Origin of the sequence: Acinetobacter sp. COS3 (assembly GCF_000475335.1) — a bacterium.
Taxonomy (GTDB): domain Bacteria; phylum Pseudomonadota; class Gammaproteobacteria; order Pseudomonadales; family Moraxellaceae; genus Acinetobacter; species Acinetobacter venetianus.
This window is the reverse complement of sequence record NZ_AXCD01000078.1, coordinates 184,109-208,408: the sequence shown is the minus strand read 5'-3', so window position 1 is coordinate 208,408 and position 24,300 is coordinate 184,109. Positions and strand designations below refer to the sequence as shown.

Below are 24,300 nucleotides of genomic sequence, written 5' to 3'. Positions count from 1 at the left end.
AAAAAAATGCTGTCCAGAACAATGGATAAGGAGTTTCACAATGAAATCGAATATTTGGTTATGTGGTGCAATTTTAGCAACTGCCTCAATGATGAATGTTGTCCATGCTGATAACTCTACACGCGTTGCAGCGACTTCAGCTTTAGGTAGTGTGGTTGGCACAGCAATTGGTCAGCAGCTTGGCGGTCAAACAGGCGCTATGCTTGGTTCTGCAATTGGTGGTGCTGGTGGTGCAGCCGCATCAAGTAATAAACGAGATCGTACTGAAGCAGCCATCGGTGGTGGTTTAGGTGGTGTAGGCGGATATACCGTTGGTCGTAACATGGGTGGCACAAATGGTGGTTATATTGGTGCTGCGATTGGTGCTGCTGGTGGAGCTGCATTAGGTCAAAAAGTTGGTCAAGATCGTGATGCTGATCGTCGTTATAATGATCGTTATGACCGTCGCTATGACAATCGTCGTTCTTACGATGATCGTCGCTACTATAATTCGAACTCTCGTCATAAATACCGTCATGACAATGGCTTGCACCGCGGTTGGTATAAAAACCGTTAATCTGTTTTTTCTCAAAGCACCTACGGGTGCTTTTTTTATTACTTCAAAATAAATATCGATAAATAACGATATACAAAATCTCGAATATATCGTATTATTACGATATAAAGTATTGAGTATTTATTATGAAATCACTGCAAGATTTAAAGTTCTCTATTTTAGAATTAGCTCCCGTTAGAGATGACAAAAGTATCGAGTTTTCTCTAAGACATGCACTTGAATTAGCGCAACATGCTGAAAAACTAGGTTATGAGCGCTTTTGGTTAGCAGAACATCATAATATGGATGGTATTGCCAGCTCTGCTACAGCAGTTTTATTAGGCTTTATCGCTGCACATACTCAAAATATTCGCTTAGGTTCGGGCGGCATTATGCTACCTAATCATGCTCCACTCGTTGTTGCAGAACAGTTTGGAACCTTAGCCACACTTTATCCTAATCGATTTGAACTTGGTTTGGGTCGTGCTCCTGGAACAGATCCGTTAACAATGAGAGCCTTACGTCGAGGAAGACAAGAAACTGAAGATCAATTCCCTCAAGACGTTATAGAGATTTTGCAGTATTTTAAAGCACCTCAAGCAAACCAAAGAATCATTGCTACGCCTGGGCAAAATACTCACGTTCCAGTTTGGTTATTGGGTTCTAGTCTGTTTAGTGCACAACTCGCAGCTAAACTAGGATTACCTTACTCATTTGCATCACATTTCGCTCCTAGAATGCTAGGTCAAGCGATTCAACTATATCGCGAAAATTTCCAAGCCTCTGAATATCTAGATAAACCTTATGTTTCAATGGGAATCCCCTCTGTTGTAGCTAAAACTGATGAAGAAGCTCAATACCTAGCGACCAGCTCGTATCAACGTATTTTAAATTTAATTCGTGGCCATAGTTTAAAGTTAAAACCACCTATTGAATCGACTGAGGGTTTAGCAACAAGTGCTGAACAAATGGCGATTCAAAACTTCTATTCAATGGCTCAAATTGGATCACAACAAACAGTCAAAACAAGTCTAGAAAAGATCGCTGCGCAATACGATGTTGATGAATTTATCTTTACTTGTGATATTTACGATACGGATAAGCGCTTAGAAAACTTTAGCTTACTAATGGATATTAAAAACACATAAACTCAAATCATGAATAAGGCTTATTGATCAATAATAAGCCTTATTCATAACAAAACTAACTGTCTTCATTTAAATAGCCTGCGTAAGCATTTGTTTTGCACGTTGCATATTAACGGCTTGACTAAACAAATACCCCTGTCCCATAGTACATCCAGAACGTTTTAATAATTCTAATTGTTCTGTATTTTCAATTCCTTCTGCCACAATATCTAAAGAAAGTTTTGGTCCTAAAGCTACGATTGCCTGCACAATTGCTAAGATAGCTTCATCCTGATTCATTCTTCGAATGAAATCACAATCAATTTTTAAGCAATCTACAGGATAATCTCTCAATCTTGTTAAAGAAGAATGCCCTGTTCCAAAATCATCCAGTGCGATACGTACACCATGTTGTTTTAATAGGTTTAACGCTCTAACAACATAGTCTGAACCACGATCATCCAATATATGCTCTGTAATTTCGATCTCAATTAAATGATGTGGAATCTTATATAAATTTAATCGATGCAATAAACGTTCAGCATAATTATCTTTTAGAAACTCTACTGGTGCTGCATTAATCGAAATAGGCACGATCTCAAGCCCTTGCTCCATCCAAATAGACATATCTTTAAAGACTTTATTTTGGATTGCATCACTGATTTTTGTAGCGAGTGCATAATCTTGAAATGCTTGTTCAACATTACTTGGAGAATGCACTTGATGATCTGAAGTTTGCCATCTAAGTAAAGCTTCAAAACCAACGACTTTGCCATCACTCAAACTAACTTTAGGCTGATAAAATGGAATAATCAGATCATCTCGAATAATATGACGGGCTTCATTCAATTGAATTGCGATGTTTTGAGCTGCAATCTGCATATATTGATCAAACATTCTAAAACCGCCACGCCCTGTCGCTTTTAAATCATTTAAAGCTGTATCAGCACATTTCATCAAATTAACAGAGTCTTTAGAGTCTCGTGGGTAAATTGCACAACCAATACTCATGCTACCATTAATTAGATTTCCCGCATAAGTAATAGGTGCATCCAACTGTTTACCAACCTCAAGCGCAATACGCTCAAGCTCGCTTTCTGAATCAATACCATTCACAACGACAGCAAACTCATCCCCACCTAAACGTGCGACAAAAGTATTATCAGGGAGAATATTTTCAATACGTTTGGATAAAACTCGCAATAAATGATCACCAGCTGCATGACCCAATGTGTCGTTGACGTGTTTGAAATAGTCCAAATCCAACAACATCAAGCCCATTAATTTTTTATTGGCTTTATGCTTATGTAATGAACGTTTAAGTTGTAATTTAAAGAAACGTCGATTATATAAACCCGTTAGCTCATCTAACTCGCTAGCTATACGTAAGCGCATCTCGGTTTCTCTTTGTGTTGTCACATCACGAGACATACACAATACACATTCCGTTTGGCCTTGATCATTTAAAATCGGTGTGAGTAAATTATCCCAATATTGTATTTTTTGCCCATTTTCACTCATACCACGGAAACGAGCAGTTTTACCTTGCAATGCAATCTTAAGTGCACGAGTTGCTTTTGTTCGAATTTCTGATGGTAAAAGTTCGATCCATTTCATTCCAAAAGTATGATGACTTTCGGGAATATTCAACGCAGCGCAACCTGACTTATTGACATGTAATAAATATCCATCCGCTTCTAAAAGTTTTATACAGTCAACACTGGTATCCAACATATTAGTTTGGGCATGAATATATTTTACGAGGTTTTGCTGAAATTGTTTTGTCTCATGAATATCAACACTATTCACAAACCAATAACCTGCTTGATCTGAGCATTGTTCTACAAATTTTGCAGAAACTAAAAACCAGCGATACGCGCCAGTGTGATGTTTAAGTCGACATTCAACCTGAATTTGAGATTTTAATGGTAGGGCTTGAGACCACTCACTTTGGAAGACATCTAAATCATCGAGATGAATCAACTCCATCCATTCTTTTACAAGAGATTCAGATTCATGAAAACCAAGATATTCCTGACTAATCTTATTAAAGAAATATGCATCGCCTTGCTCTGTAAGTAACCAGACTAAGCTTGGAATACTATTGAAGACTTTTTGTTGAGTTTCATTCATTTGATGAATAAATTGTAAAGATGAAGCTAGATTCATATGTTGCTCATTCAACTCCGCAAGTTTAGGTTCCTGATGGAATGCCCCCACTGAAAAGACGACGAGCCAGAAATATTATTTATATACTGGCAATTTCACAACAAGATTTAAATCACGCTTATTATACAAAAATGTGATGAATTTATCACTATTTTTAAAATTCTTATACCAAAACAAAATCATTTAATTTTTCGATTAAATTTCAAATAACTATAAAATTTCACTATCTCATTCGATGATGAATGCTAAGTTTTATAACGAATCATTTACGTATTCAACACAAACAAAGAAGCGCTAACCAAGTGATTAAAATTGATTAGCGTATTATTCATTAACCTATACGACGTTTTAAGCCAGTCATTTGCAGCACACGAGTTGAAATTTCCTCAATCGACATTTCAGTAACATTCAAGTATTTAATGCCTTCAGAAATATAAATTCCCTCAATTGCTCGCAATTCCATTTGGCATTGACTAAAACTTGCATAACGGCTATTTGCCTTACGCTCATTGCGGATTGCAACTAAACGTTCTGCATCAATCATCAGACCAAAGAGTTTATGTTTATGCTCTTTCAAAACTTTAGGTAGACGGTTGTCATCTAAGTCTTCTTCCGTCAAAGGATAGTTTGCTACACGAATTCCGAATTGCAATGACAGATAAATAGAAGTTGGAGTTTTACCTGAACGAGACACACCAATTAAAATAATATCAGCTTTATCATAATGACGTGTTCTAGCACCATCATCGTTATCTAATGCAAAATGAACCGCATCAATACGCGCTTTATAATATTCTGAATCGGTTACCGCATGAGTTTGCCCAACCAAAGTTGTTGGCGGAATTCCAAGTTCTTGTTCAAGCTTACTAATTAATCCCTCGAAGACATCCAAATTTACGGCTTTAGCTGTATTAATAATTTCACGAACATGAGGATCAACCAAAGTATCAAAAACAAGTGGCAAAGAGCCATCACGATTTTGACAAGTATTAATCTCCGCAACGACGTTCATTGCAGCTTCTTCAGTTGTAATATACGGCATGATATGAATATCAAAATCAACGTTCGGAAACTGTGCAAGTAGTGAATGTCCAAGGGTTTCTGCTGTAATTGCTGTCCCATCTGAAATAAAGAATACGCTCCGTTTAATTTGTTTACTTTCGGGCATCAAAATTCTCCTTAAACATTTGTCTTAGTGCTCTATAATCTTTATAGTAAACTCATCTAACATGACTGTCGCTTAGTAAAACACTAATTCTAAGCACTTTCGTATAATTTCATACCAATGATGGTCATTCATACTGCAAAAAAAGTGGAGTAAATACTTTGGAAGCGCGCGTAATCGGTCTGGAAAAATTAGGAAAACACGATGTCGAACTCGTAGGTGGGAAAAACTCATCTTTGGGTGAAATGATCAGCCATTTATCCAATGCTGGTGTATCGGTACCAGGCGGCTTTGCAACTACTGCTGCTGCCTATCGTGAGTTCTTGGATCAGAGCGGTTTAAACGCTCGCATTCAGGCTGAACTTGCACAACTTAACGTAGATGATGTTATTGCACTTGCTGAAACAGGTGCCAAAATCCGTAAATGGATTGTAGACACGCCGCTTACTAACGCATTAGAAAAAGAAATTCGCGAGGCTTTCGCAGCACTTTCAAACGGCAACCCAGACATTGCTGTTGCAGTACGCTCTTCAGCAACTGCTGAAGATTTACCTGATGCTTCTTTCGCAGGACAACAAGAAACTTTCTTGAATATTCGTGGTATTGATAACATTCTTATCGCGATCAAAGAAGTATTTGCATCTTTATATAATGACCGCGCAATTGCTTATCGTGTACACCAAGGTTTTGAACACAGTGTTGTTGCTCTTTCTGCTGGCGTACAACGTATGGTTCGTTCAGAAACTGGTGCTGCTGGTGTAATGTTTACACTTGATACAGAATCTGGTTTCCGTGATGTGGTATTTATTACTGCATCTTACGGTTTGGGTGAAATGGTTGTACAAGGTGCAGTTAACCCTGACGAATTCTACTTATCAAAACCACTTTTAAATGGTGGTAAGCACGCTGTTTTACGTCGCAACCTCGGTTCTAAACACCAAAAAATGATCTATGGTGAAGAAGGTGCTGCTGGTAAATCAGTTGTTGTTGTTGATGTTGAAAAACCTGAACGTCAACAATTTGCATTAAACGACCATGAATTACATGAACTCGCAAAACAAGCACTGATCATTGAGCAACACTATGGCTCACCGATGGATATCGAGTGGGCAAAAGATGGTGATGATGGCCAAATCTATATCGTTCAAGCACGCCCAGAAACAGTAAAAAGCCGTCAAAATGTTGGCACAATGGAACGTTACCTGTTAAAGCAACGCGGTACGGTTATTTGTGAAGGTCGTTCAATCGGTCAACGTATCGGTTCTGGTAAAGTTCGTGTCGTAACTTCTATTAAAGAAATGGATAAAGTACAAGACGGTGATGTACTTGTATCTGACATGACTGACCCAGACTGGGAACCAGTAATGAAACGCGCAGCTGCGATTGTAACCAACCGTGGTGGTCGCACATGCCACGCAGCGATTATCGCGCGTGAACTTGGTGTACCTGCAATCGTTGGTTGTGGTAACGCAACAGAAGTATTGACTGATGGTCAAGAAGTGACTGTTTCTTGTGCTGAAGGTGATACAGGCTTTATCTATGAAGGCGCATTAGACTTCGAAGTGCAACGTAACTCTATTCACTCAATGCCTCAATTACCGTTCAAAATCATGATGAATGTTGGTAACCCTGACCGTGCATTTGACTTTGCTCAAATTCCAAATGAAGGGATTGGCCTTGCGCGTCTTGAATTCATTATTAATCGTATGATTGGCGTGCATCCAAAAGCATTGTTGAATATCGAAAGTCTTCCTCGTGAAACTCGTGCTGCTGTAATGACACGTACTGCTGGATATTCTTCACCAATCGAATTCTATGTAGAAAAATTGGTTGAAGGTATTTCAACTCTAGCTGCAGCTTTTGCTGAAAAACCAGTCATTGTTCGTATGTCTGATTTCAAATCAAATGAATATGCGAACTTAATCGGCGGTAAGCTTTACGAACCAGAAGAGGAAAACCCAATGTTGGGCTTCCGTGGTGCGAGTCGTTATGTTTCTGATAACTTCCGTGATTGTTTTGAACTTGAATGCCGTGCGTTGAAAAAAGTACGTGATGAAATGGGCTTAACCAATGTTCAAATCATGATTCCATTCGTTCGTACTGTTTCTGAAGCAAAACGTGTTATCGAATTGCTTGCTCAAAATGGTTTAAAACGTGGTGAAAACGGATTAAAAGTTATTATGATGTGTGAATTACCAACCAATGCTTTATTGGCTGAACAATTCCTTGAACATTTTGATGGCTTCTCAATCGGTTCAAATGACTTAACACAATTAACACTTGGTCTAGACCGTGACTCTGGTATCGTTTCTCACTTATTTGATGAGCGTGATGCAGCAGTAAAAGCTCTCCTTTCGATGGCAATTCATGCTTGCCGTAAAGCTGGAAAATATGTGGGCATCTGTGGTCAAGGTCCATCTGATCACCCTGACCTTGCAAAATGGCTCATGGAACAAGGTATTGAATCTGTGTCACTTAACCCTGATTCAGTGCTTGATACTTGGTTCTTCCTTGCAGAAGAGCAAATCAAGAAAGCCTAGTCTTTTTTAAAAAAAGACCCTTTCGTGGGGTCTTTTTTCATCTTTAGTCTTTGAGATTTTTAAATTATGCAAATTTACTTGGCTCGTAACAATCAACAAGCTGGACCTTATAGTTTAGAACAAGTGAACCAAATGCTTTCTAGCCAACAAGTCTTACTCACTGACTTAGTTTGGCATGAAGGTATGACCGAATGGAAAACACTTGGCGAATTAACTCAAGGAAAACTTGTATACGAACCTGTAGGTTATTCACCTTTTAGTACCCAAATTAAAAATGAAACTGAGAATACTGCTTTTAATATTAAAGTTGAGCAGAAAGCACCTGTGCCTGTGTTAGCTTCTTTTGCATCTAGAGCTTTAGCTAAAGTTTTAGATCTTATGCTTTGGTTACCTATGCTTGCAATTCCATCTTTCTTTTTTAATGAAAGCCAGTACAAAGAATTATTCGACATTCAAAAACAATTGCAAGCGACTGAAGTTGCATCAACTAAAGCAGTCGAACTACAGCAACAAGTCATGCACTTGATTCCAAATGAAGCATGGATGAGTATGTTTGCTTATTTGATTATCATGCTTATGATTCAAGCATTCTTTATCGCAAAATCCGGGCAAAGTATTGGCAAAAAATTAGCTAAAGTTAAAATTGTTGATATTGAAACGTCTGCTCCTGTGTCAGTGATTCGTGCTTTCTGGCTGAGAAGCGTTTTATTCATTATTTTAAATATGTTGTTTATGCCATTTATCACGATTATCGATTACGCTTTAGGTTTTAGCAAAAATCGTCAAACATTGCACGATAAATTGGCAAAAACCAAAGTGATTAAGCAGTAATCACAAATTCATAAAAAAAGAGGAATTATTCCTCTTTTTTTATATATTAAATTGATATCTATAGAAAAAAACAAGAGTTACATGACAATCCCTACAATATAAATCGGGTTTTAAAACAAGTATTTCAAGGTACTTTATGAGTAGCTTACTTTTTCAATATGAGGCATAATGCCCAACAACGTAGCGGTGTCGCATGATTGCTAAGCATTTCACAAAAAATTCTTATCAATCATGCGACACTTTAATCGCTATCCCATAATTTAATTAGGGAATGGGACTCTTCACCGAGGTTGTAAAATGAGACAAACGATTTTAGCTGTATTGTCTTTATCAACGATGGCTGCACTCTTAACTGGGTGTGGCGGTGATATGGTACTTCTAAACAATAAAGGTCCAGTTGGTCAAGGTCAAAGTAACCTGATGATGACTGCGATCTATTTAATGCTATTGGTGGTAATTCCATCAATCGTAATGGCATTATGGTTTGGTTGGAAATATCGCGCATCGAATAAAGATGCAGACTATAAACCTACTTGGGCACACTCTACGACAATTGAGATCGTTGTTTGGGGTGTTCCTGTCATTATTATTGGTATTTTAGCTTGGTTAACTTGGTGGGGTTCCCACAAGTACGACCCTTACCGTCCGTTAGAATCAGATAAAGCACCATTGACTATTCAAGCTGTCGCTGAACAGTTTAAATGGATTTTTATCTATCCTGAGCAAAACATTGCAACGGTAAACGAAGTACGCTTCCCAGAACAAACACCAGTAAGCTTTAAGATCACTTCTAACTTTACGATGAACTCGTTCTTCATTCCACAGTTAGGCGGTCAGATCTATGCAATGGCGGGTATGCAAACTCACCTTCACCTATTAGCTGATGAACCAGGTGTATTCCGCGGTTTCTCTGCAAACTATTCAGGTTACGGTTTCTCTCAAATGCGCTTTAAAGCTCATAGTGTGACTGAACCAGAATTTGCACAATGGGTTGAAGCAGTTAAGGCTGGTAATGGCACAAGTATCAATCCTGAAGCAATTCAGAAAGGAATACTTGACCAAGCTGAATTAGCGACACTTAAAGACGGTGATCGTTCTAAACACCAGATTGAGATTTTAGTAAATCGTGCTAAAGCTGCTGGTGATGAAGAAGCTCTTGCTAAAGCCGAAGCTATGAAACCGTTCCCGAACAAGCCACACCCAGTGACTTATTACTCTTCAGTTGAACCAAAATTGTTTGAAACAATTATCAACCACTATATGAGTAATTATCACGGTGCTGATCACTCTGCTGGCCATGCAATGGCAGAAACTCATGCTGCAGCTGAACATGCTGCTCAAGGGGAATAAGACATGGATATGATTTTTGGCAAACTAGGTTGGGACTCTATCCCAACAGAGCCGATTGTACTCGTTACCATGGTCATGATGGCTCTTGGTGGAATTGCAGTGCTAGGCGGTATCACCTATTTTAAAAAATGGGGATATTTGTGGAATGAGTGGTTTACATCTGTAGACCATAAAAAGATCGGTATCATGTATATCATCGTTTCTGTTGTCATGCTTTTGCGTGGTTTCGCAGATGCGATCATGATGCGTCTACAACTTTTCCTCGCGAAAGGCGGCGGCGAAGGTTATCTACATCCTGACCACTACGACCAGATCTTCACCGCGCACGGTGTCATCATGATCTTCTTCGTGGCTATGGGTCTCGTTGTCGGTATGATGAACATTTCTGTTCCATTACAGATTGGTGCTCGTGACGTAGCATTCCCATTATTAAACTCTTTAAGCTTCTGGTTATTCGCAGGCGCTGCTGGCTTAATGATGGTTTCACTTGTATTAGGTGAATTCGCTGCAACAGGTTGGATGGCTTACCCTCCTCTCTCTGGTATTCAGTATTCTCCTGGTGTTGGTGTTGACTACTATATCTGGGCACTACAGGTTTCTGGTCTAGGTACGCTTTTATCTGGTGTTAACTTCTTTGTTACCATCATCAAAATGCGTGCACCTGGCATGAAATTAATGGATATGCCTATTTTCACGTGGACTTCACTTTGTACGGCTGTATTAATCATTGCATCATTCCCTGTATTAACAGGTACACTTGCAATGCTTACTTTAGACCGTTACTTCGGCTTCCATTTCTTCACAAATGAGCTTGGCGGTAGCCCAATGCTTTACGTGAACTTGATCTGGACATGGGGTCACCCAGAAGTATATATCTTAGTATTACCAGCATTTGGTCTTTACTCAGAAATCGTTGCAACCTTCTCTCGTAAAGCGTTGTTCGGTTATAAGTCTATGGTGTATGCAACTATCGCGATTACTGTACTTGCGTTCGTTGTATGGCTTCACCACTTCTTTACTATGGGTGCTGGTGCGAACGTGAACGCGTTCTTCGGTATCATGACCATGGTTATTGCGATTCCTACAGGTGTGAAAATCTTCTCTTGGTTATTCACTATGTATAAGGGTCGTATCACGTATACAACACCTATGCTTTGGACACTTGGCTTCCTTGTGACTTTTGGTATCGGTGGTTTAACTGGTGTACTTATGGCTGTTCCACCTGCGGACTTCCTTGTACACAACTCATTATTCTTGATCGCTCACTTCCATAACGTAATTATCGGTGGTGTGGTGTTCGGTATGTTTGCCGGCATCATCTTCTACTGGCCGAAAATGTTTGGTTGGAAGCTCAACGAAGCATGGGGTAAAGCTGCATTCTGGTTCTGGTTCATCGGTTTCTATTTTGCATTCATGCCACTTTATATCCTTGGTTTCATGGGTATGACTCGTCGTTTGAATACATATGACAACCCTGAGTGGGACCCATACTTAGCAATTGCGTTGTTTGGTGCTGTTCTTATCGCTATTGGTATTGCATGTTTCTTAATGCAAATCATCGTTGGTTTCTTACAACGTAAGGACAACATGGACCATACTGGCGATCCATGGGATAGCCGTACCCTTGAATGGGCGACTTCGTCTCCTGCTCCATTCTATAACTTTGCGCATGTACCAGATGCTAGCGGTGTTGACCGTTTCTGGACTGACAAAGAAAATGGTGTAGCATACGCGCGTAACACTAAATATGAAGATATCCACATGCCGACTGATCGTGCTGCGGGCTTCGTCATTGCAATGTTCATTACTGTTCTTGGTTTTGCATTAATTTGGCATATTTGGTGGCTTGTCGTTGTTTCATTCGTTGCTGCTGTAGTTAGCTTGATCGTAAGCTCATTCACTAAGAATGTTGATTACTACGTTCCTGCTGCTGAAGTTGAGCGCATTGAGAATGAACGCTACGCGTTACTTGAAAAACACTTGAAGAAGGACTAAGGAAATGGCTGAAGTACTTCATCACGACAACCACGGCCATGATGGTCATCATGAACATGATGATACTGACTTAACGGTCTTTGGTTTCTGGACATACTTGATGAGTGACTTGATTCTTTTCGGATCACTCTTCATCGCATTTGCTGTATTAAGCAGTCATATTCCACCGGGCACACCAAGTCCAAAAGAATTATTTGGCGAGTCATTAGGTTTTGTACTTACTGAAACTTTTGCCTTATTGATTTCTTCGGTTACTTTTGGTTTTGCTGTACTTGCATCTTATAAAAAGAATGTAAATCAAGTAATCACTTGGTTATTCATTACATTCCTTTTCGGTGCATCGTTCATTGGTATGGAAGTCTATGAGTTCCATCACCTTGTACACGCAGGTCATGGTCCAACTCACAGTGCATTCTTATCGTCGTTCTTTACTTTGGTTGGTACACACGGTATCCACGTAACTTCTGGTTTAGTGTGGATGTTGGTATTAATGTATCAAATCAAAAAGAATGGTTTGACATTACCGAATACACGTCGTCTTGCTTGCTTAAGCTTGTTCTGGCACTTCCTTGACATCGTTTGGATCTGTGTATTCAGCGTCGTTTACTTACTGGGAGTTGTCTAATGAGTAGTCATGACCATAATGCTGCAGGTGCATCACACGGTAACTTCAAGCAATACACTGTTGGATTTATCCTATCTGTTATCCTCACCATCATCCCTTTCGGGATGGTGATGGCTGGCGGTTTCAGTCGTGGCATTTTAGTTACAGTAATTGCAATCACTGCTGTTGCTCAGGTTCTTGTACAACTTGTGTACTTCTTACACATGAATACATCGTCTGAACAACGCTGGAATCTTATTGCATTTATCTACACAATCTTATGTATCGCTGTACTCTTAGTCGGCTCTGTGTGGATTATGAATTACTTACACTACAACATGATGATCTAAACTGATTGTCATGTGGAAAAAGTATTTATTCCTGACTAAACCAGGAATTCTCTTCGGTAATTTTATTACCACCTTGGGCGGCTTCTTCTTAGCCGCCCAAGGCTCTATAGACTGCCTCTTATTATTACTTACACTGATTGGAACAACTTTTGTAGTTGCCTCTGGTTGTGTCGTAAATAATGTAATTGATCAAGATATCGATCAAAAAATGCAACGCACCATGAACCGTGCACTTGTTAAAAAAACGATTTCCCCTACTGTTGCGATGTTTTATGCATTGGTCTTAGGTATGATTGGATTTAGCATTCTTTGGTTCTATGTGAATGCTTATGCTTTTTTATTCGCTGTGATTGGTTTTGTCGTCTATGTCGGTTTTTATAGTTTGTGGACGAAACGTACTACAATCCATCAAACCGTCATTGGTAGTATTTCTGGAGCGAGTCCTCCTGTTATTGGTTATACAGCTGTAACGCATCAGTTTGATATGGCGGCCTTGTTGATTTTTGTTGCATATGCTTTATGGCAAATGCCACATTCTTGGGCAATCGCGATTTATCGTTTTGATGACTATAAAAATGCAGGTGTACCAATTTTACCCGTAGCACGTTCTATTCTTAGAACAAAAATTGAATCACTGATTTATGTGGTTTTATTTACACTTGCTATGAATGCACTATATTTTTATGGATATACCAATATTATTTTCTTGGTGATCTGTAACTTATTATGCGTATATTGGTTCTATATTGGTGTTTTAGGATTTAAAGCTGAAAATGATCAGCTTTGGGCAAAGCGCTTTTTCTTATTTTCAGTAATTTTAATTACTGTGATCAGTTTGAGTTTTAGCTTTACTTTCAAAAGTCCTGCACCTATGTTCCCTCTTTTCTAAAAAAGATAGAGGATATCTCTATCTTTTTATTCTCTGCTTCTATTGTTATCATTTTGCTGAATAATTAATTAATATTTATCACCATAATGAATCTACATAAAAATCTAATCTCAAAAGCTATCATTTATTCGTGCTTTTCATTCATTGCTTATCATAGCCATATTGCATATGCAGGTGCGGATATCACTTGTGAACCTGATTTCGCTATGAATAGCAATGAATATCAATCTTGCAGCAATTTACCCATTCTCTACCCAGCCAATGATAATCAAACCAATATGTTGTTATTGCTCAGCGATTCAGGCTTAGCAAGGATTGCACCATTATCTGCTGATCCAAATTTATGGGATGCTTTTTATGGCTCAGTTCCATTTGAAGCCTCTTCTTTCCCTTATGTTGTCAGTAATAAAATTCCAAATCAAAGAAAACAACTTGATAGTGACGATACGTTTTTTGATGAACGCTGTGCAACATTGAGTTCAGGTAAACAAGTTTTTAATTCCCAAGTAAAAAAACAAAAATTAATTCCTGAAAATGAAAAACAAATTCTGATTCAAGCTAGAGAAAAAGTAGATCAATGTGGTGACAAAATTGAGCTGATTGCGGTAGACCCAAACTGGTCTGTGACAACTAGACAATATGCATCCTATCTCAATGCAAGCATCTTATTTTATAAAGCGAATTATGCAGCAGCTACGAAAATATATACCGTTCTCGCGACCGTTGAAGATACTTGGCTAAAAGAAACCTCGCAATATATGCTCATTCGTACATCGCTTAATACCGCTTATGCAACTGGCATGAATCAATACGGCGACGTTAATTTAGACAAAATTAACGCCCCTCTTATCAAAGCTTTTTTAGATCACATTAGCACCTATTTAAAGACCTATCCAAATGGGCAATATGTCGCGAGTGCTCGTGGTTTTATGCGTCGTGGTTTTTGGCTTGCTGGACGACAAGATTTACTAATTAATGAAATTGTATGGCAAATCCAAAATCCAAAATCAAAGTTTTACAATCTAACGGTCAATCAACTCCCTGCTGAAGTTAACCGCCGTATTTTTGAAAGTAGGAATTTCGATCCCAAACAGCTCAAAGATCCATTCTTTTTGGCAACCTATGATCTCATGTATATGAGGAAATCATCTTCTGATCAATATCGTCCAATTTCATGGAATCAATTGAACGCTCAAAAACCTTACTTCAAAGATCAGCTAGAGCTGTTTCAATATTTACAAGCGACACATCTATTCTTTATTCAAAATAAAGCCAAAGAAGCACTTAGTTATCTTCCACAAGAAAGTTATACCGCTAAAAACTATTTGCAACTCAGTCAGATCTTTTTGAGAGGTCAAATTTTAGAAAAAACTGGGCAAAAGAATACTGCTGAAGCTTACTGGGGACAATTACTTGCACATGCAAAAGATAACTATCAGAAATCGCTGTTTGAAACCGCTCTCTCAAATCATCTGAATGCAAAACAAGACTATTCTGCATTTATTGGTAAAACTGCAAAAATTAGCCAAGCAAATCTTCAAAGAAACTTTATCACTCAAGTTGCTGACGCAAAAAGCTTACAAGCGATTATCCAGTCCGATAAAAGTACGATTGATCAAAAACAAGCAGCAACTTTTACCCTATTAAGTAAAAGTTTAATCCACCAAAACTATGCATTATTCAAACACACTTATGCTTACATGCCAAAAAATTCAGAGCAATACCAAGGTTATAACAGCTCAAACGAACAATTAAAAAACAAGCCTGAATTTACACAATTTATATGGAATGGAACAACAATTACGCCTCAACTCAAATGTAATCGTCTTGAAACGCTAATTACACAACTCATTTCCTCACCCAAAGATCCATTATTAAATGTATGTTTAGGTGAATATATTCGGAGTGAACAAGGATATTCATTACAGCAACTTACTTACGCCGAAAAGCAACATTCAAGTTTTTCTGGACAGATTTTTTCTCGTGGGCAAGTGTATAAAGACATTATCAAGTCTTCATCAAAAGGTGACTTGCAAGCTTATGCCCTTTATCGTGCTGTACAGTGTTATGCACCAAGCGGAATAAATGATTGCAATGATGCTGAAGTGAGTTCAATAACACGAAAAAATTGGTTTGATCGGATTAAAAAAGAGTATCCAAATACGTCGTGGGCAAAATCACTGAAGTATTATTGGTAAATCAATATGTTGAAGTTAATAAAGCTTGTTGCGTGCTTCTTTCTCATGTTTAGCATAAATGCATGCCAACCCACACAGTCAGCGACTTCAACAATTGATGCAAATAATTTTGACAGTTTCTGGATTTGGGGGGACATTAAAACCGCCCCTTATCTAATCAATGCAAAAGAGCTTTATATCTTACAAGGTGAGATTCGCTACGTTAAACAAAAGCAAAGTTCTATCCTTATTCCACAAGGTATTTCTGTTTTAAAACTCCCCCATCAAAAAATCTGGTTAGTGTTTAGGACTCATCATTTAAATTGGACTGAACAGGACTACCAAAATATTTTTAATCGTCTCGCTCAGTGGAAAAATCAAGGAAACAATGTCATTGGTATTCAAATTGATTTTGATAGTAAAACCAAGAACCTTAGGGATTACGCCTTTTTTCTACAAAAACTAAGACATAAACTTCCACAAAACTATCAATTGAGTATTACTGGCTTGCTTGATTGGACTAATTTTAAAGATCAAACGACCTTAGCTATTTTTAGACAAAATATTAATGAGTTAATTATTCAAACCTATCAAGGCACAACCACGATTCCGAATTATTCACAATACTTAAAGCGAATTTCGACCTTAAAGCTGCCCTATAAAATTGGTTTTGTACAAGGTGGTCGCTATCAAAAAGATGTGAAATACACCAACGATCCCAATTTTAAAGGCTATGTGATCTTTTTGCTTCGATCAAAAACATGAATTAACTTGCGATTTTAGTGAAAGGTGTCTAAAATCGCAGCTTCGCAATTTGCGACATAACTTTTTAGTTATGACTCCTTGCTTCTAATTTTTATATTTAGGGGCTGCTTAAACCGTAAGGAGCTGACAATGCGTCACTACGAAATCGTACTATTGGTACATCCAGACCAAAGCGATCAAGTTGTAGGTATGGTTGAACGCTATATCTCTCAGATCAAAGAAGCTGAAGGTCAAATTCACCGTTTAGAAGATTGGGGCCGTCGCCAATTGGCTTACCCAATTAACAAAATTCACAAAGCACACTACATTCTTATGAATGTTGAATGTGGTCAAACGACTCTTGATGAATTAGAAGAATTATTCCGTTATAACGACGCAATCATTCGTAACATCATCATCCGTCGTGAAAACGCAATTACTGAAGAATCTTTACTTGCTAAGAGTGCTGAAGAAAAACGTGCGCGTAAAGCTCAACGTGAAGAAGCACAACAAGCAGTTCAAGAAGCTGAATAAGGAGAACATCAATGGCACGTTTTTACCGTCGTCGCAAGTTCTGCCGCTTTACAGCTGAGAATGTTGCGTACATCGACTACAAAGATATCGACACTTTGAAACAGTACATCACTGAAAATGGCAAGATTGTTCCTAGCCGTATTACAGGTACTAAAGCTCGTTATCAACGTCAATTAGCGTTAGCAATTAAACAAGCTCGCTATTTGTCTTTGATTCCTTACACTGACAATCATAAGTGAGGTTGAGCCGTGGATATTATCTTATTACAACGCATTAAGAACCTTGGTAAATTAGGCGACAAAGTATCAGTTAAAGCTGGTTACGGTCGTAACTTCTTGATCCCTCAAGGTAAAGCTGTAGCTGCAACTGAAGCAAACACTGCTGCATTTGAAGCTCGTCGTGCTGAACTTGAAAAACAAGAAGCTGAAGTATTAGCTGCTGCGAATGCACGTGCTGAACAATTGAACGAAGTTAACATCGTGATCACTGCTAAAGCTGGTGACGAAGGTAAACTATTCGGTTCTATCGGTACTCGTGACATCGCTGATGCTTTAACTAATGCTGGTCTTGTTGTTGACCGTGCAGAAGTTCGTTTACCAAACGGTGCGCTTCGCCACACTGGTGAATTCAACATCGCAATCCAATTGCATCATGATGTTGTTGCTGAAGTTCTCGTTACTATCGTATCTGAGTAATTTCTGCAAAGAAAAGAGCATGTTTTACATGCTCTTTTTTTATGCCTAAAATTTAGGCTGTACTTTTTCACCAATTAAACAATTTTATTCCAATTAAACCCTCCTGTTTGAATCCATTTGGATTAAGATAGTCATTCATTTACGGTTTCATTTTTTTATTAGGTCTAGTTATGTCACAGGCAAATGCCAATTTTGCAAAAAATACTCCCAACACAGAGAGTAAAGTGAATGACTCAGGTCAACTCAAAGAATTCAGGACTCCCCCTCATAACCTTGCAATTGAACAAGCAGTTTTAGCGGCACTAATGACTGTTGCAGAATCATTTGAGCAAGTGGGTGATTTACTCAAAGAAAATGATTTTTACGCGACGCGCCACAAATATATTTATCGCGCAATTGAAAAGCTTGCTCAAGAAAACTCACCTTATGATGCTGTACTCGTTAATGACTGGTTGCTCAAACAAAATCTATTAGATGCAATTGGTGGTGAAGAATATTTAATGCAACTCATGGCAGACTCCCCTTCAAGTTTTTATAACTTGGAAACCTATGCCAATAAAATTAAAGAATTCTCAACCCTACGCAGCATGATTAAAGTCAGTAGTGATATTTTACAAAATGCTTATGATACGAAAGGTCGACCTGTCAGTGAAATTTTAGATTTAGCTGAAACCAATATTTTTTCGTTAGCAGAACAACACAATAACAATAAAAAGGATGCTGGCCCTAAATCAATTAGCTCAGTTACTGCTGATGTGATTAGCAAGCTGGATGAACTATCCAAAATGGATGGCAATATCACAGGTCTTTCTACAGGTTTCCTTGAGCTAGACAATAAAACCTATGGCATGCAAGCAGGTGACTTAATTATTGTCGCTGCACGTCCTTCTATGGGTAAAACAACCTTTGCAATGAACTTAGTTGAAAGTGTTTTATTTAACTGTAATCTGCCCGCACTTGTTTACTCAATGGAAATGCCAGCCGACTCCATTGCGATGCGTTTAATTTCTTCTTACGGCAAAGTTCACCAAGGACATTTACGTTCAGGGAAACTTGATGGTGATGAGTGGTCAAAAGTTACAGGTACGATTCTTCAACTTCAAGAAAAGCATTTGTACATTGATGATTCCTCAGCACTACCACCGACAGAAGTACGCTCTCGTGCACGTCGAATTGCAAAAATGCATGACGGTAAAATTGGCTGTATCATGGTCGATTATTTACAGTTGATGAAAGTTCCAGGTATGGGCGACAATCGTGTCGGCGAGATTTCTGAAATTTCACGAAGCCTTAAAGCTTTGGCCAAAGAAATGAATTGTCCTGTGATTGCACTTTCACAGCTTAACCGTAGTTTAGAGAACCGACCAAACAAACGCCCCGTTATGTCAGACTTACGTGAATCAGGAGCGATCGAGCAGGATGCCGATTTGATCATGTTCATCTACCGTGATGAAGTCTATAACAAAGAATCAAAAGAAGCTGGTACAGCAGAAATCATTATCGGTAAACAACGTAACGGTCCGATTGGTACTGTTCGTCTTGCCTTTGAAGGTCAATATACGCGTTTTAGTAATCTCTCGCCTGAGTTCTATGCTCAATATGATGACGAGGAATAATTTTTAATTTTTAGCTCTTATATATCTTCCCAAGCCGTCCCAAAGGAGTACTCAGGGTGCGCCAAGCAACAGTTTATATTGATAGTCAGGCACTTCAATATAATTTAAACCGTGTCAAACAACTTGCACCACATTCAAAGATTGTAAGTATGGTAAAAGCCAATGCTTACGGACATGGAGTCAAAAACTGCTTAGCCGCCTTAAATACCACAGATGCCTTTGGTGTCGCCTGCTTAGAGGAAGCTTTAGAAATCAGGCGATTGGGATATCAACAATCCATTACCTTAATTGAAGGCATATTTTCTGAAGATGAAATGACGCAAGTGATTGAGCAGAAACTTGAATGTATCGTTCATCATCGTCAACAAGTTGAATGGCTATTCGCTCACAAACAAGCTTATAACGCTTTAGGCTTAAAGGTTTGGGTCAAACTCAATAGTGGTATGAATCGCCTAGGCTTCAAAATAAATGAAATTATTGATGTTATTCAATGCTTAAAAGCTGAAGGATTCACCTGTGTATTGGCTATGCATTTTGCTAATGCTGATGCAGATCACCCACTCAATCAGCAGCAAATTGAACAGTTTTTATCTGTAAAACAGGCTTGTGAACCCATCCTTGCTTCATGCTGTAATTCTGCTGCAATCTATAAATTTCCAAAGCTACATTTTGATTATGTTCGCCCAGGCATCATGCTTTATGGTGCGAGCCCATTTGCAGATAAAACTGTGCACGACCTAGACTTAAAGCCAGTGATGACTTTTAGTGCAGAAATTATTGCACTGAATCATATCCAAAAAGGCGAATATGTGGGCTATGGTTCTACTTATACTGCTACACAAAATGCTGATATTGCCATAGTTTCAATTGGCTATGGGGATGGCTATCCACGAGCATTTATTCACCCTAACTTTGTTTCGATTCATCAGCAACTTGTTCCTGTTGTAGGGCGAGTAAGCATGGATATGATTGCAATTGATATTAGTCAGGTTAAAGCTGAAATAGGCACTCAAGTCGAACTTTGGGGAAATACTCGCTTAGTGGATGATGTTGCGACTGCAAACGGTACTATTGGTTATGAGCTACTATGCAGACTGAGTAACCGACCAGTACGAAAATTGAAATAAGAATATTAAAAAAATCCAAGCAATTGCTTGGATTTTTGGTTTTACAAACCATAATCCGAAGTTGGCTTTGGCAATTCCTGCAAACCACGTCTTAATGTCTCAGACCATTGCTTGCTAATTTGACTAAAATAAGGATCCTCCTCATTGATCCTTTTACCTTCTGGAATCAAGAAACTATCCTTATGATACACCAAGACATCTAAAGGCAGCCCAACAGAAACATTTGATCGTAGAGTCGAATCAAAAGAAATCAATGTACAGCGCAATGCATCATCTAGAGGCATTGTAAAATGTAAAGCACGATCTAAAATAGGTTTGCCATACTTACTTTCACCGATCTGAAAATATGGTGTATCTGTTGTCGCACAAATAAAATTCCCTTGAGGATAGACATTATAAAGCTCCATGTCCTCCCCTTTAATTTGGCCACCTACCAAAATACTGCAAGAATAATTCATTTGCTCTTGCGTATCCGTCGTGATGTCTTCTAAAACTTTACGTAATGTTTTGCCCACAAGTTCTGCAACTTCAAACATTGTTTTTACGGTATATAAATTAGGCTCTTGATCTAAGGCCAAAGCATTTTGTAAATGCCCAATAACCGCCTGTGTTGTTGCTAGATTACCCGCTGTTTGTAGCGCGATAAATCGTTCACCTTCAACGCCAAAGGTATGTAATTTACGAAAAACAGATATATGATCGACCCCTGCATTAGTCCGAGTATCACTAATCAATACCAAACCTTGCTCTAATCTCAATGCACAACAATAGGTCATCTTTCTCTCTTTACACTCAACAAGCTAAAACCTGAACCACAGACATCATACTTTCTACTCCGCCTTGCTCACGCACACCACGTACTGGTGCGACATCGAGATAATCTCGACCAACCGCAACATAGATATGATTTTGAGGCGTAAATATCTGGTTACTAATATCGAAACAATACCATTCATTTTCAATAAAAGCTTCAGCCCATGCATGACTGGCGAGGTGTGGTTGGTTCTGGTCATATAAATAACCAGAAACATAACGAGCTGGTATCTGTAAGGCACGACACATAGCGATAAACACATGTGCATGGTCTTGGCAGACCCCCTGACCTGCATAAAATGCATCAATCGCCGCGGTAGTCACTGAAGTACTCTCAGGCTGATATGGCATTTGTTGCAATATTTTTTCAGATAAAAGTATCAAGTGCTGACGATCTTTAATTTTGACTATCGATTGCGCAAAATCAAACATCATTAAATCACAATGTGTCATCGCAGTACGCTGTAGAAACAACATAGGCGAAACATCAATTTCAAAAAAACCAAGTTCGGTGTCAAAAAGCTCAACTATTCCCTGCGCCATAATCGTCAGGTAGCGGTAATCATGTCGTTGAGTTGCCGTAATCCATAAATTATTAAAAGCATCTCTTTTACAGGCATATTCTCCAGGAACACTAATATGCCAGTTTTCAATCGTCTGATGCCTCGAACTCTGAGGCATCATCTTAATCGACTGCACACTATTTCGTGCAATCTGAGTATAACGATAATGCGTTTGATGATTCACCATCAGCTTCATGCGTATACCTCAAATTGATTTTCTAGCTGGTATGTAAAGGCATAGAACTGGTTCACATAAGGTTGATTTTTTAGAATCTCCCAAGTGCTTTGCAAGTCTTGCCATCCTAAGTCATATAACTGAACGACAACTGGATCAACCGTTTCTAATACATTGTGAATATTATGTTGGAACCGAAAATAAGTATCTATTTGCTCTATGCTTTGCCCTAAATAAAAAAATAAAAATATATCTGGTTGTTCAGCTTTTAGAATTTCACAGCAATCATCAATTACTGCACGAATATTTTCAGCCTCACACTTCACATTTTTGATTAAATGATTCAACTCTGCATAAGCTTTTGCAGTTAAAAGACCTCTTAGTTCTTGAATATTATCTCTAGCGATCTCAAGCTGACTGATTAACGAATATGGTTGCTGCGGATCAAGCATAAACTGATTCAAATTTTCAGCATCATCAATATGTAAACATAATGCTTGAGCAAATGTCTCGGCTTGCTGGTCATTTGTAAAAGGCAAATGTTGAGCCACATAACCGATGCGAAATAAATAACGTCCTAACCAATAAATATGTTGTGCGCTTGAGCTGAGTAAATGCATAAATGTCCTCCCTTATCGTGAATAAAAGACCTAAACACTCACTCATGTTCAAATAAGTGTTTAAGCTAAAGTTCCATGTGGTAGATTCTAAGATCGTAGTGTTTCAACAACCCATGTATCTTTAATTCCACCACCTTGAGAGGAATTTACAACAAGAGAACCTGCTTGCATTGCAACACGGGTCAATCCACCTGGCACGATTTCAGTACGATAAGGAGAGCTCAATACAAAAGGACGCAAATCAATATGTCTTTCAGCAACACCTTCCGTCGTTAAAGTCGGTGCGACAGAAAGTGCTAATGTCGGCTGAGCAATATAAAGACATGGCGACTCAATAATTTTCTGTCTAAATGCTTCTATTTGCTCTTGGTCTGCTTGAGGGCCAATCAACATGCCATAGCCACCAGATCCCTGAGCTTCTTTAACAACCAACTTTTCTAAGTTATTTAATACATAATCCAAATGCTCAGCATCACGACATTGATAAGTTGGCACATTATTTAGAATTGGACTTTCTCCCAAATAATATTGAATCATTTGATCAACATAAGGATAAATCGACTTATCATCTGCCACACCCGTTCCCGGCGCATTTGCAATCACTACATTATTTTGCAGATAAGCAGACATCAGCCCTGCAACCCCAAGCGTGCTATCTGGTCTAAAAGTTAAAGGGTCTAAGAAATCATCATCTAAACGTCTATAAATCACATCCACTTGCTGACGGCCACGAACTGTTTTCACAAAAACATGATCATTTTCAACAAATAAATCTCGACTTGTCACTAGTGGAACATCCATTTCACGGGCCAGAAATGCATGTTCATAATAAGCACTATTAAAACGTCCCGGTGTTAAGACAACAATCAATGGATTATCGACATGTGCATTCTCTGCTAAAACTTCTCTTAGTAAAGTTGGATATTGCTCAATCCCCTGTAAATTATTACTAGAACATAAATCAGGCATGAGTGTTTGGCTGATTTTGCGGCTTTCGATCATATAAGACACCCCAGATGGTGTTCTCAAATTATCTTCCAGTACAAAAAAATCGCCCTGACCGTCTCGAATAATATCAATGCCACTAATTTGCGAATAAATCTTACCTTTTAGATTATGCCTCAACATATGTGGCTGAAATGCTTCATGCGACATGATTTGAGCTGCTGGAATCAAACCATCTTTTAAAATGTTTTGTTGATGGTAAATATCATCTAAAAATAGATTCAATGCTTTGACACGTTGTGCACAGCCTGTTGAAATTTTTTCCCATTGTTTCTTTTCAATGACTCTTGGAATTAAATCATAAGGAATCGTTCTTTCAGTGCCCTCATGATCACCATAAACGTTGAATGTAATACCTTGATAGAGGAAATGTTGTTTCGCTTGTGTGCCAAGTAATTTAAGATCCTCCAAACTACGCAGACTTAACCATTGTTCAATCTTTTTAGAAGCTTCACCGTTAATACTTTTATCGTCTAACATTTCGTTGAAAAATTGCGATTTGAGTTGCTCAAATAAATTTGGTGTGACATTGAGCTGTTGAATAAATGTAGACGAATGTACTGATACTGCTGCAGCCGTTTGATCTGGCGCATAATAATCTGTGCTGACATGTAGGTTGTGTTCTTGTTCTGACATAGAAACCTCGTCTCATCATTTATTTATATAACTAGCAAAG

22 protein-coding genes are annotated in these 24,300 nt (G+C 38.5%); 16 read left to right on the top strand and 6 right to left on the bottom strand.

Going from position 1 to position 24,300, the window contains the following annotated elements; translation table 11 throughout:
• The first annotated feature begins 40 nt into the window (after positions 1 to 40).
• Positions 41 to 556 (top strand): glycine zipper 2TM domain-containing protein, encoded by a 516-nt coding sequence (locus IO68_RS32985; protein ID WP_023014337.1) that lies wholly within the window; start codon positions 41 to 43, stop codon positions 554 to 556.
• Between the two features lie 125 nt (positions 557 to 681).
• The gene (locus IO68_RS32980; RefSeq protein WP_023014336.1) at positions 682 to 1,683 is read left to right on the top strand and encodes an LLM class flavin-dependent oxidoreductase; all 1,002 of its coding nucleotides are present in this window, start codon (positions 682 to 684) and stop codon (positions 1,681 to 1,683) included.
• Between the two features lie 69 nt (positions 1,684 to 1,752).
• Here IO68_RS32980 and IO68_RS32975 read toward each other — a convergent pair whose 3' ends face one another.
• Both IO68_RS32975 and IO68_RS32970 read right to left on the bottom strand, forming a co-directional pair.
• The gene (locus tag IO68_RS32975; protein ID WP_023014335.1) at positions 1,753 to 3,831 is read right to left on the bottom strand and encodes an EAL domain-containing protein; all 2,079 of its coding nucleotides are present in this window, start codon (positions 3,829 to 3,831) and stop codon (positions 1,753 to 1,755) included.
• A gap of 331 nt (positions 3,832 to 4,162) precedes the next feature.
• A complete protein-coding gene (locus IO68_RS32970; protein ID WP_004878655.1) occupies positions 4,163 to 4,999 on the bottom strand; it encodes a pyruvate, water dikinase regulatory protein in 837 nt (278 codons plus the stop codon).
• Positions 5,000 to 5,157: 158 nt separating this feature from the next.
• On the opposite strand from IO68_RS32970, the gene ppsA reads away from it, so the two are divergent.
• The 14 genes from ppsA to alr all read left to right on the top strand — a co-directional run bounded on the left by ppsA (position 5,158) and on the right by alr (position 20,448).
• Positions 5,158 to 7,536: a phosphoenolpyruvate synthase gene (ppsA, locus tag IO68_RS32965; RefSeq protein WP_004878653.1), complete on the top strand. Its 2,379-nt coding sequence runs from the start codon at positions 5,158 to 5,160 to the stop codon at positions 7,534 to 7,536.
• 66 nt (positions 7,537 to 7,602) lie between these two features.
• Complete coding sequence (locus tag IO68_RS32960) at positions 7,603 to 8,367, top strand: RDD family protein (protein WP_023014334.1); 765 nt, start codon at positions 7,603 to 7,605, stop codon at positions 8,365 to 8,367.
• Positions 8,368 to 8,664: 297 nt separating this feature from the next.
• Entirely contained in the window at positions 8,665 to 9,717 is a 1,053-nt protein-coding gene (cyoA, locus tag IO68_RS32955; protein ID WP_007478838.1) for a ubiquinol oxidase subunit II, read from the top strand.
• Positions 9,718 to 9,720: 3 nt separating this feature from the next.
• Entirely contained in the window at positions 9,721 to 11,712 is a 1,992-nt protein-coding gene (gene cyoB, locus IO68_RS32950; RefSeq protein ID WP_004878648.1) for a cytochrome o ubiquinol oxidase subunit I, read from the top strand.
• A 4-nt stretch (positions 11,713 to 11,716) separates the two neighbouring features.
• Entirely contained in the window at positions 11,717 to 12,337 is a 621-nt protein-coding gene (cyoC, locus tag IO68_RS32945; protein ID WP_004878646.1) for a cytochrome o ubiquinol oxidase subunit III, read from the top strand.
• Complete coding sequence (locus IO68_RS32940) at positions 12,337 to 12,666, top strand: cytochrome o ubiquinol oxidase subunit IV (protein ID WP_004878644.1); 330 nt, start codon at positions 12,337 to 12,339, stop codon at positions 12,664 to 12,666. The genes cyoC and IO68_RS32940 overlap by 1 nt, the downstream gene beginning before the upstream one ends.
• 10 nt (positions 12,667 to 12,676) lie before the next feature.
• Positions 12,677 to 13,555 carry a heme o synthase gene (gene cyoE / locus IO68_RS32935; RefSeq protein WP_023014333.1) on the top strand — a complete coding sequence of 293 codons (879 nt, stop codon included), beginning with the start codon at positions 12,677 to 12,679 and terminating at the stop codon, positions 13,553 to 13,555.
• Between the two features lie 86 nt (positions 13,556 to 13,641).
• Positions 13,642 to 15,753 carry a hypothetical protein gene (locus IO68_RS32930; RefSeq protein WP_023014332.1) on the top strand — a complete coding sequence of 704 codons (2,112 nt, stop codon included), beginning with the start codon at positions 13,642 to 13,644 and terminating at the stop codon, positions 15,751 to 15,753.
• A 45-nt stretch (positions 15,754 to 15,798) separates the two neighbouring features.
• Positions 15,799 to 16,497: a DUF3142 domain-containing protein gene (locus IO68_RS32925; RefSeq protein ID WP_023014331.1), complete on the top strand. Its 699-nt coding sequence runs from the start codon at positions 15,799 to 15,801 to the stop codon at positions 16,495 to 16,497.
• 129 nt (positions 16,498 to 16,626) lie between these two features.
• Complete coding sequence (gene rpsF, locus IO68_RS32920; RefSeq protein ID WP_004878637.1) at positions 16,627 to 17,010, top strand: 30S ribosomal protein S6; 384 nt, start codon at positions 16,627 to 16,629, stop codon at positions 17,008 to 17,010.
• A gap of 11 nt (positions 17,011 to 17,021) precedes the next feature.
• Positions 17,022 to 17,249: a 30S ribosomal protein S18 gene (rpsR, locus tag IO68_RS32915; RefSeq protein ID WP_000090661.1), complete on the top strand. Its 228-nt coding sequence runs from the start codon at positions 17,022 to 17,024 to the stop codon at positions 17,247 to 17,249.
• A gap of 9 nt (positions 17,250 to 17,258) precedes the next feature.
• Positions 17,259 to 17,705, top strand: coding sequence for a 50S ribosomal protein L9 (gene rplI, locus IO68_RS32910; protein WP_004878635.1), 447 nt, complete (start codon positions 17,259 to 17,261; stop codon positions 17,703 to 17,705).
• A gap of 170 nt (positions 17,706 to 17,875) precedes the next feature.
• The gene (gene dnaB, locus IO68_RS32905) at positions 17,876 to 19,321 is read left to right on the top strand and encodes a replicative DNA helicase (RefSeq protein ID WP_004878633.1); all 1,446 of its coding nucleotides are present in this window, start codon (positions 17,876 to 17,878) and stop codon (positions 19,319 to 19,321) included.
• A gap of 56 nt (positions 19,322 to 19,377) precedes the next feature.
• Positions 19,378 to 20,448 (top strand): alanine racemase, encoded by a 1,071-nt coding sequence (alr, locus tag IO68_RS32900; protein ID WP_023014330.1) that lies wholly within the window; start codon positions 19,378 to 19,380, stop codon positions 20,446 to 20,448.
• Positions 20,449 to 20,489: 41 nt separating this feature from the next.
• Here the strand turns inward: alr and IO68_RS32895 are convergent, their stop codons facing one another.
• The 4 genes from IO68_RS32895 to IO68_RS32880 form a co-directional block, all read right to left on the bottom strand.
• Complete coding sequence (locus tag IO68_RS32895) at positions 20,490 to 21,224, bottom strand: proteasome-type protease (RefSeq protein ID WP_004878630.1); 735 nt, start codon at positions 21,222 to 21,224, stop codon at positions 20,490 to 20,492.
• Positions 21,225 to 21,240: 16 nt separating this feature from the next.
• A complete protein-coding gene (locus IO68_RS32890) occupies positions 21,241 to 22,020 on the bottom strand; it encodes a transglutaminase family protein (RefSeq protein ID WP_023014329.1) in 780 nt (259 codons plus the stop codon).
• The gene (locus IO68_RS32885; protein WP_004878627.1) at positions 22,017 to 22,619 is read right to left on the bottom strand and encodes an alpha-E domain-containing protein; all 603 of its coding nucleotides are present in this window, start codon (positions 22,617 to 22,619) and stop codon (positions 22,017 to 22,019) included. The genes IO68_RS32890 and IO68_RS32885 overlap by 4 nt, the downstream gene beginning before the upstream one ends.
• Before the next feature lie 87 nt (positions 22,620 to 22,706).
• Complete coding sequence (locus IO68_RS32880) at positions 22,707 to 24,260, bottom strand: circularly permuted type 2 ATP-grasp protein (protein ID WP_023014328.1); 1,554 nt, start codon at positions 24,258 to 24,260, stop codon at positions 22,707 to 22,709.
• Between the last annotated feature and the right edge of the window lie 40 nt (positions 24,261 to 24,300).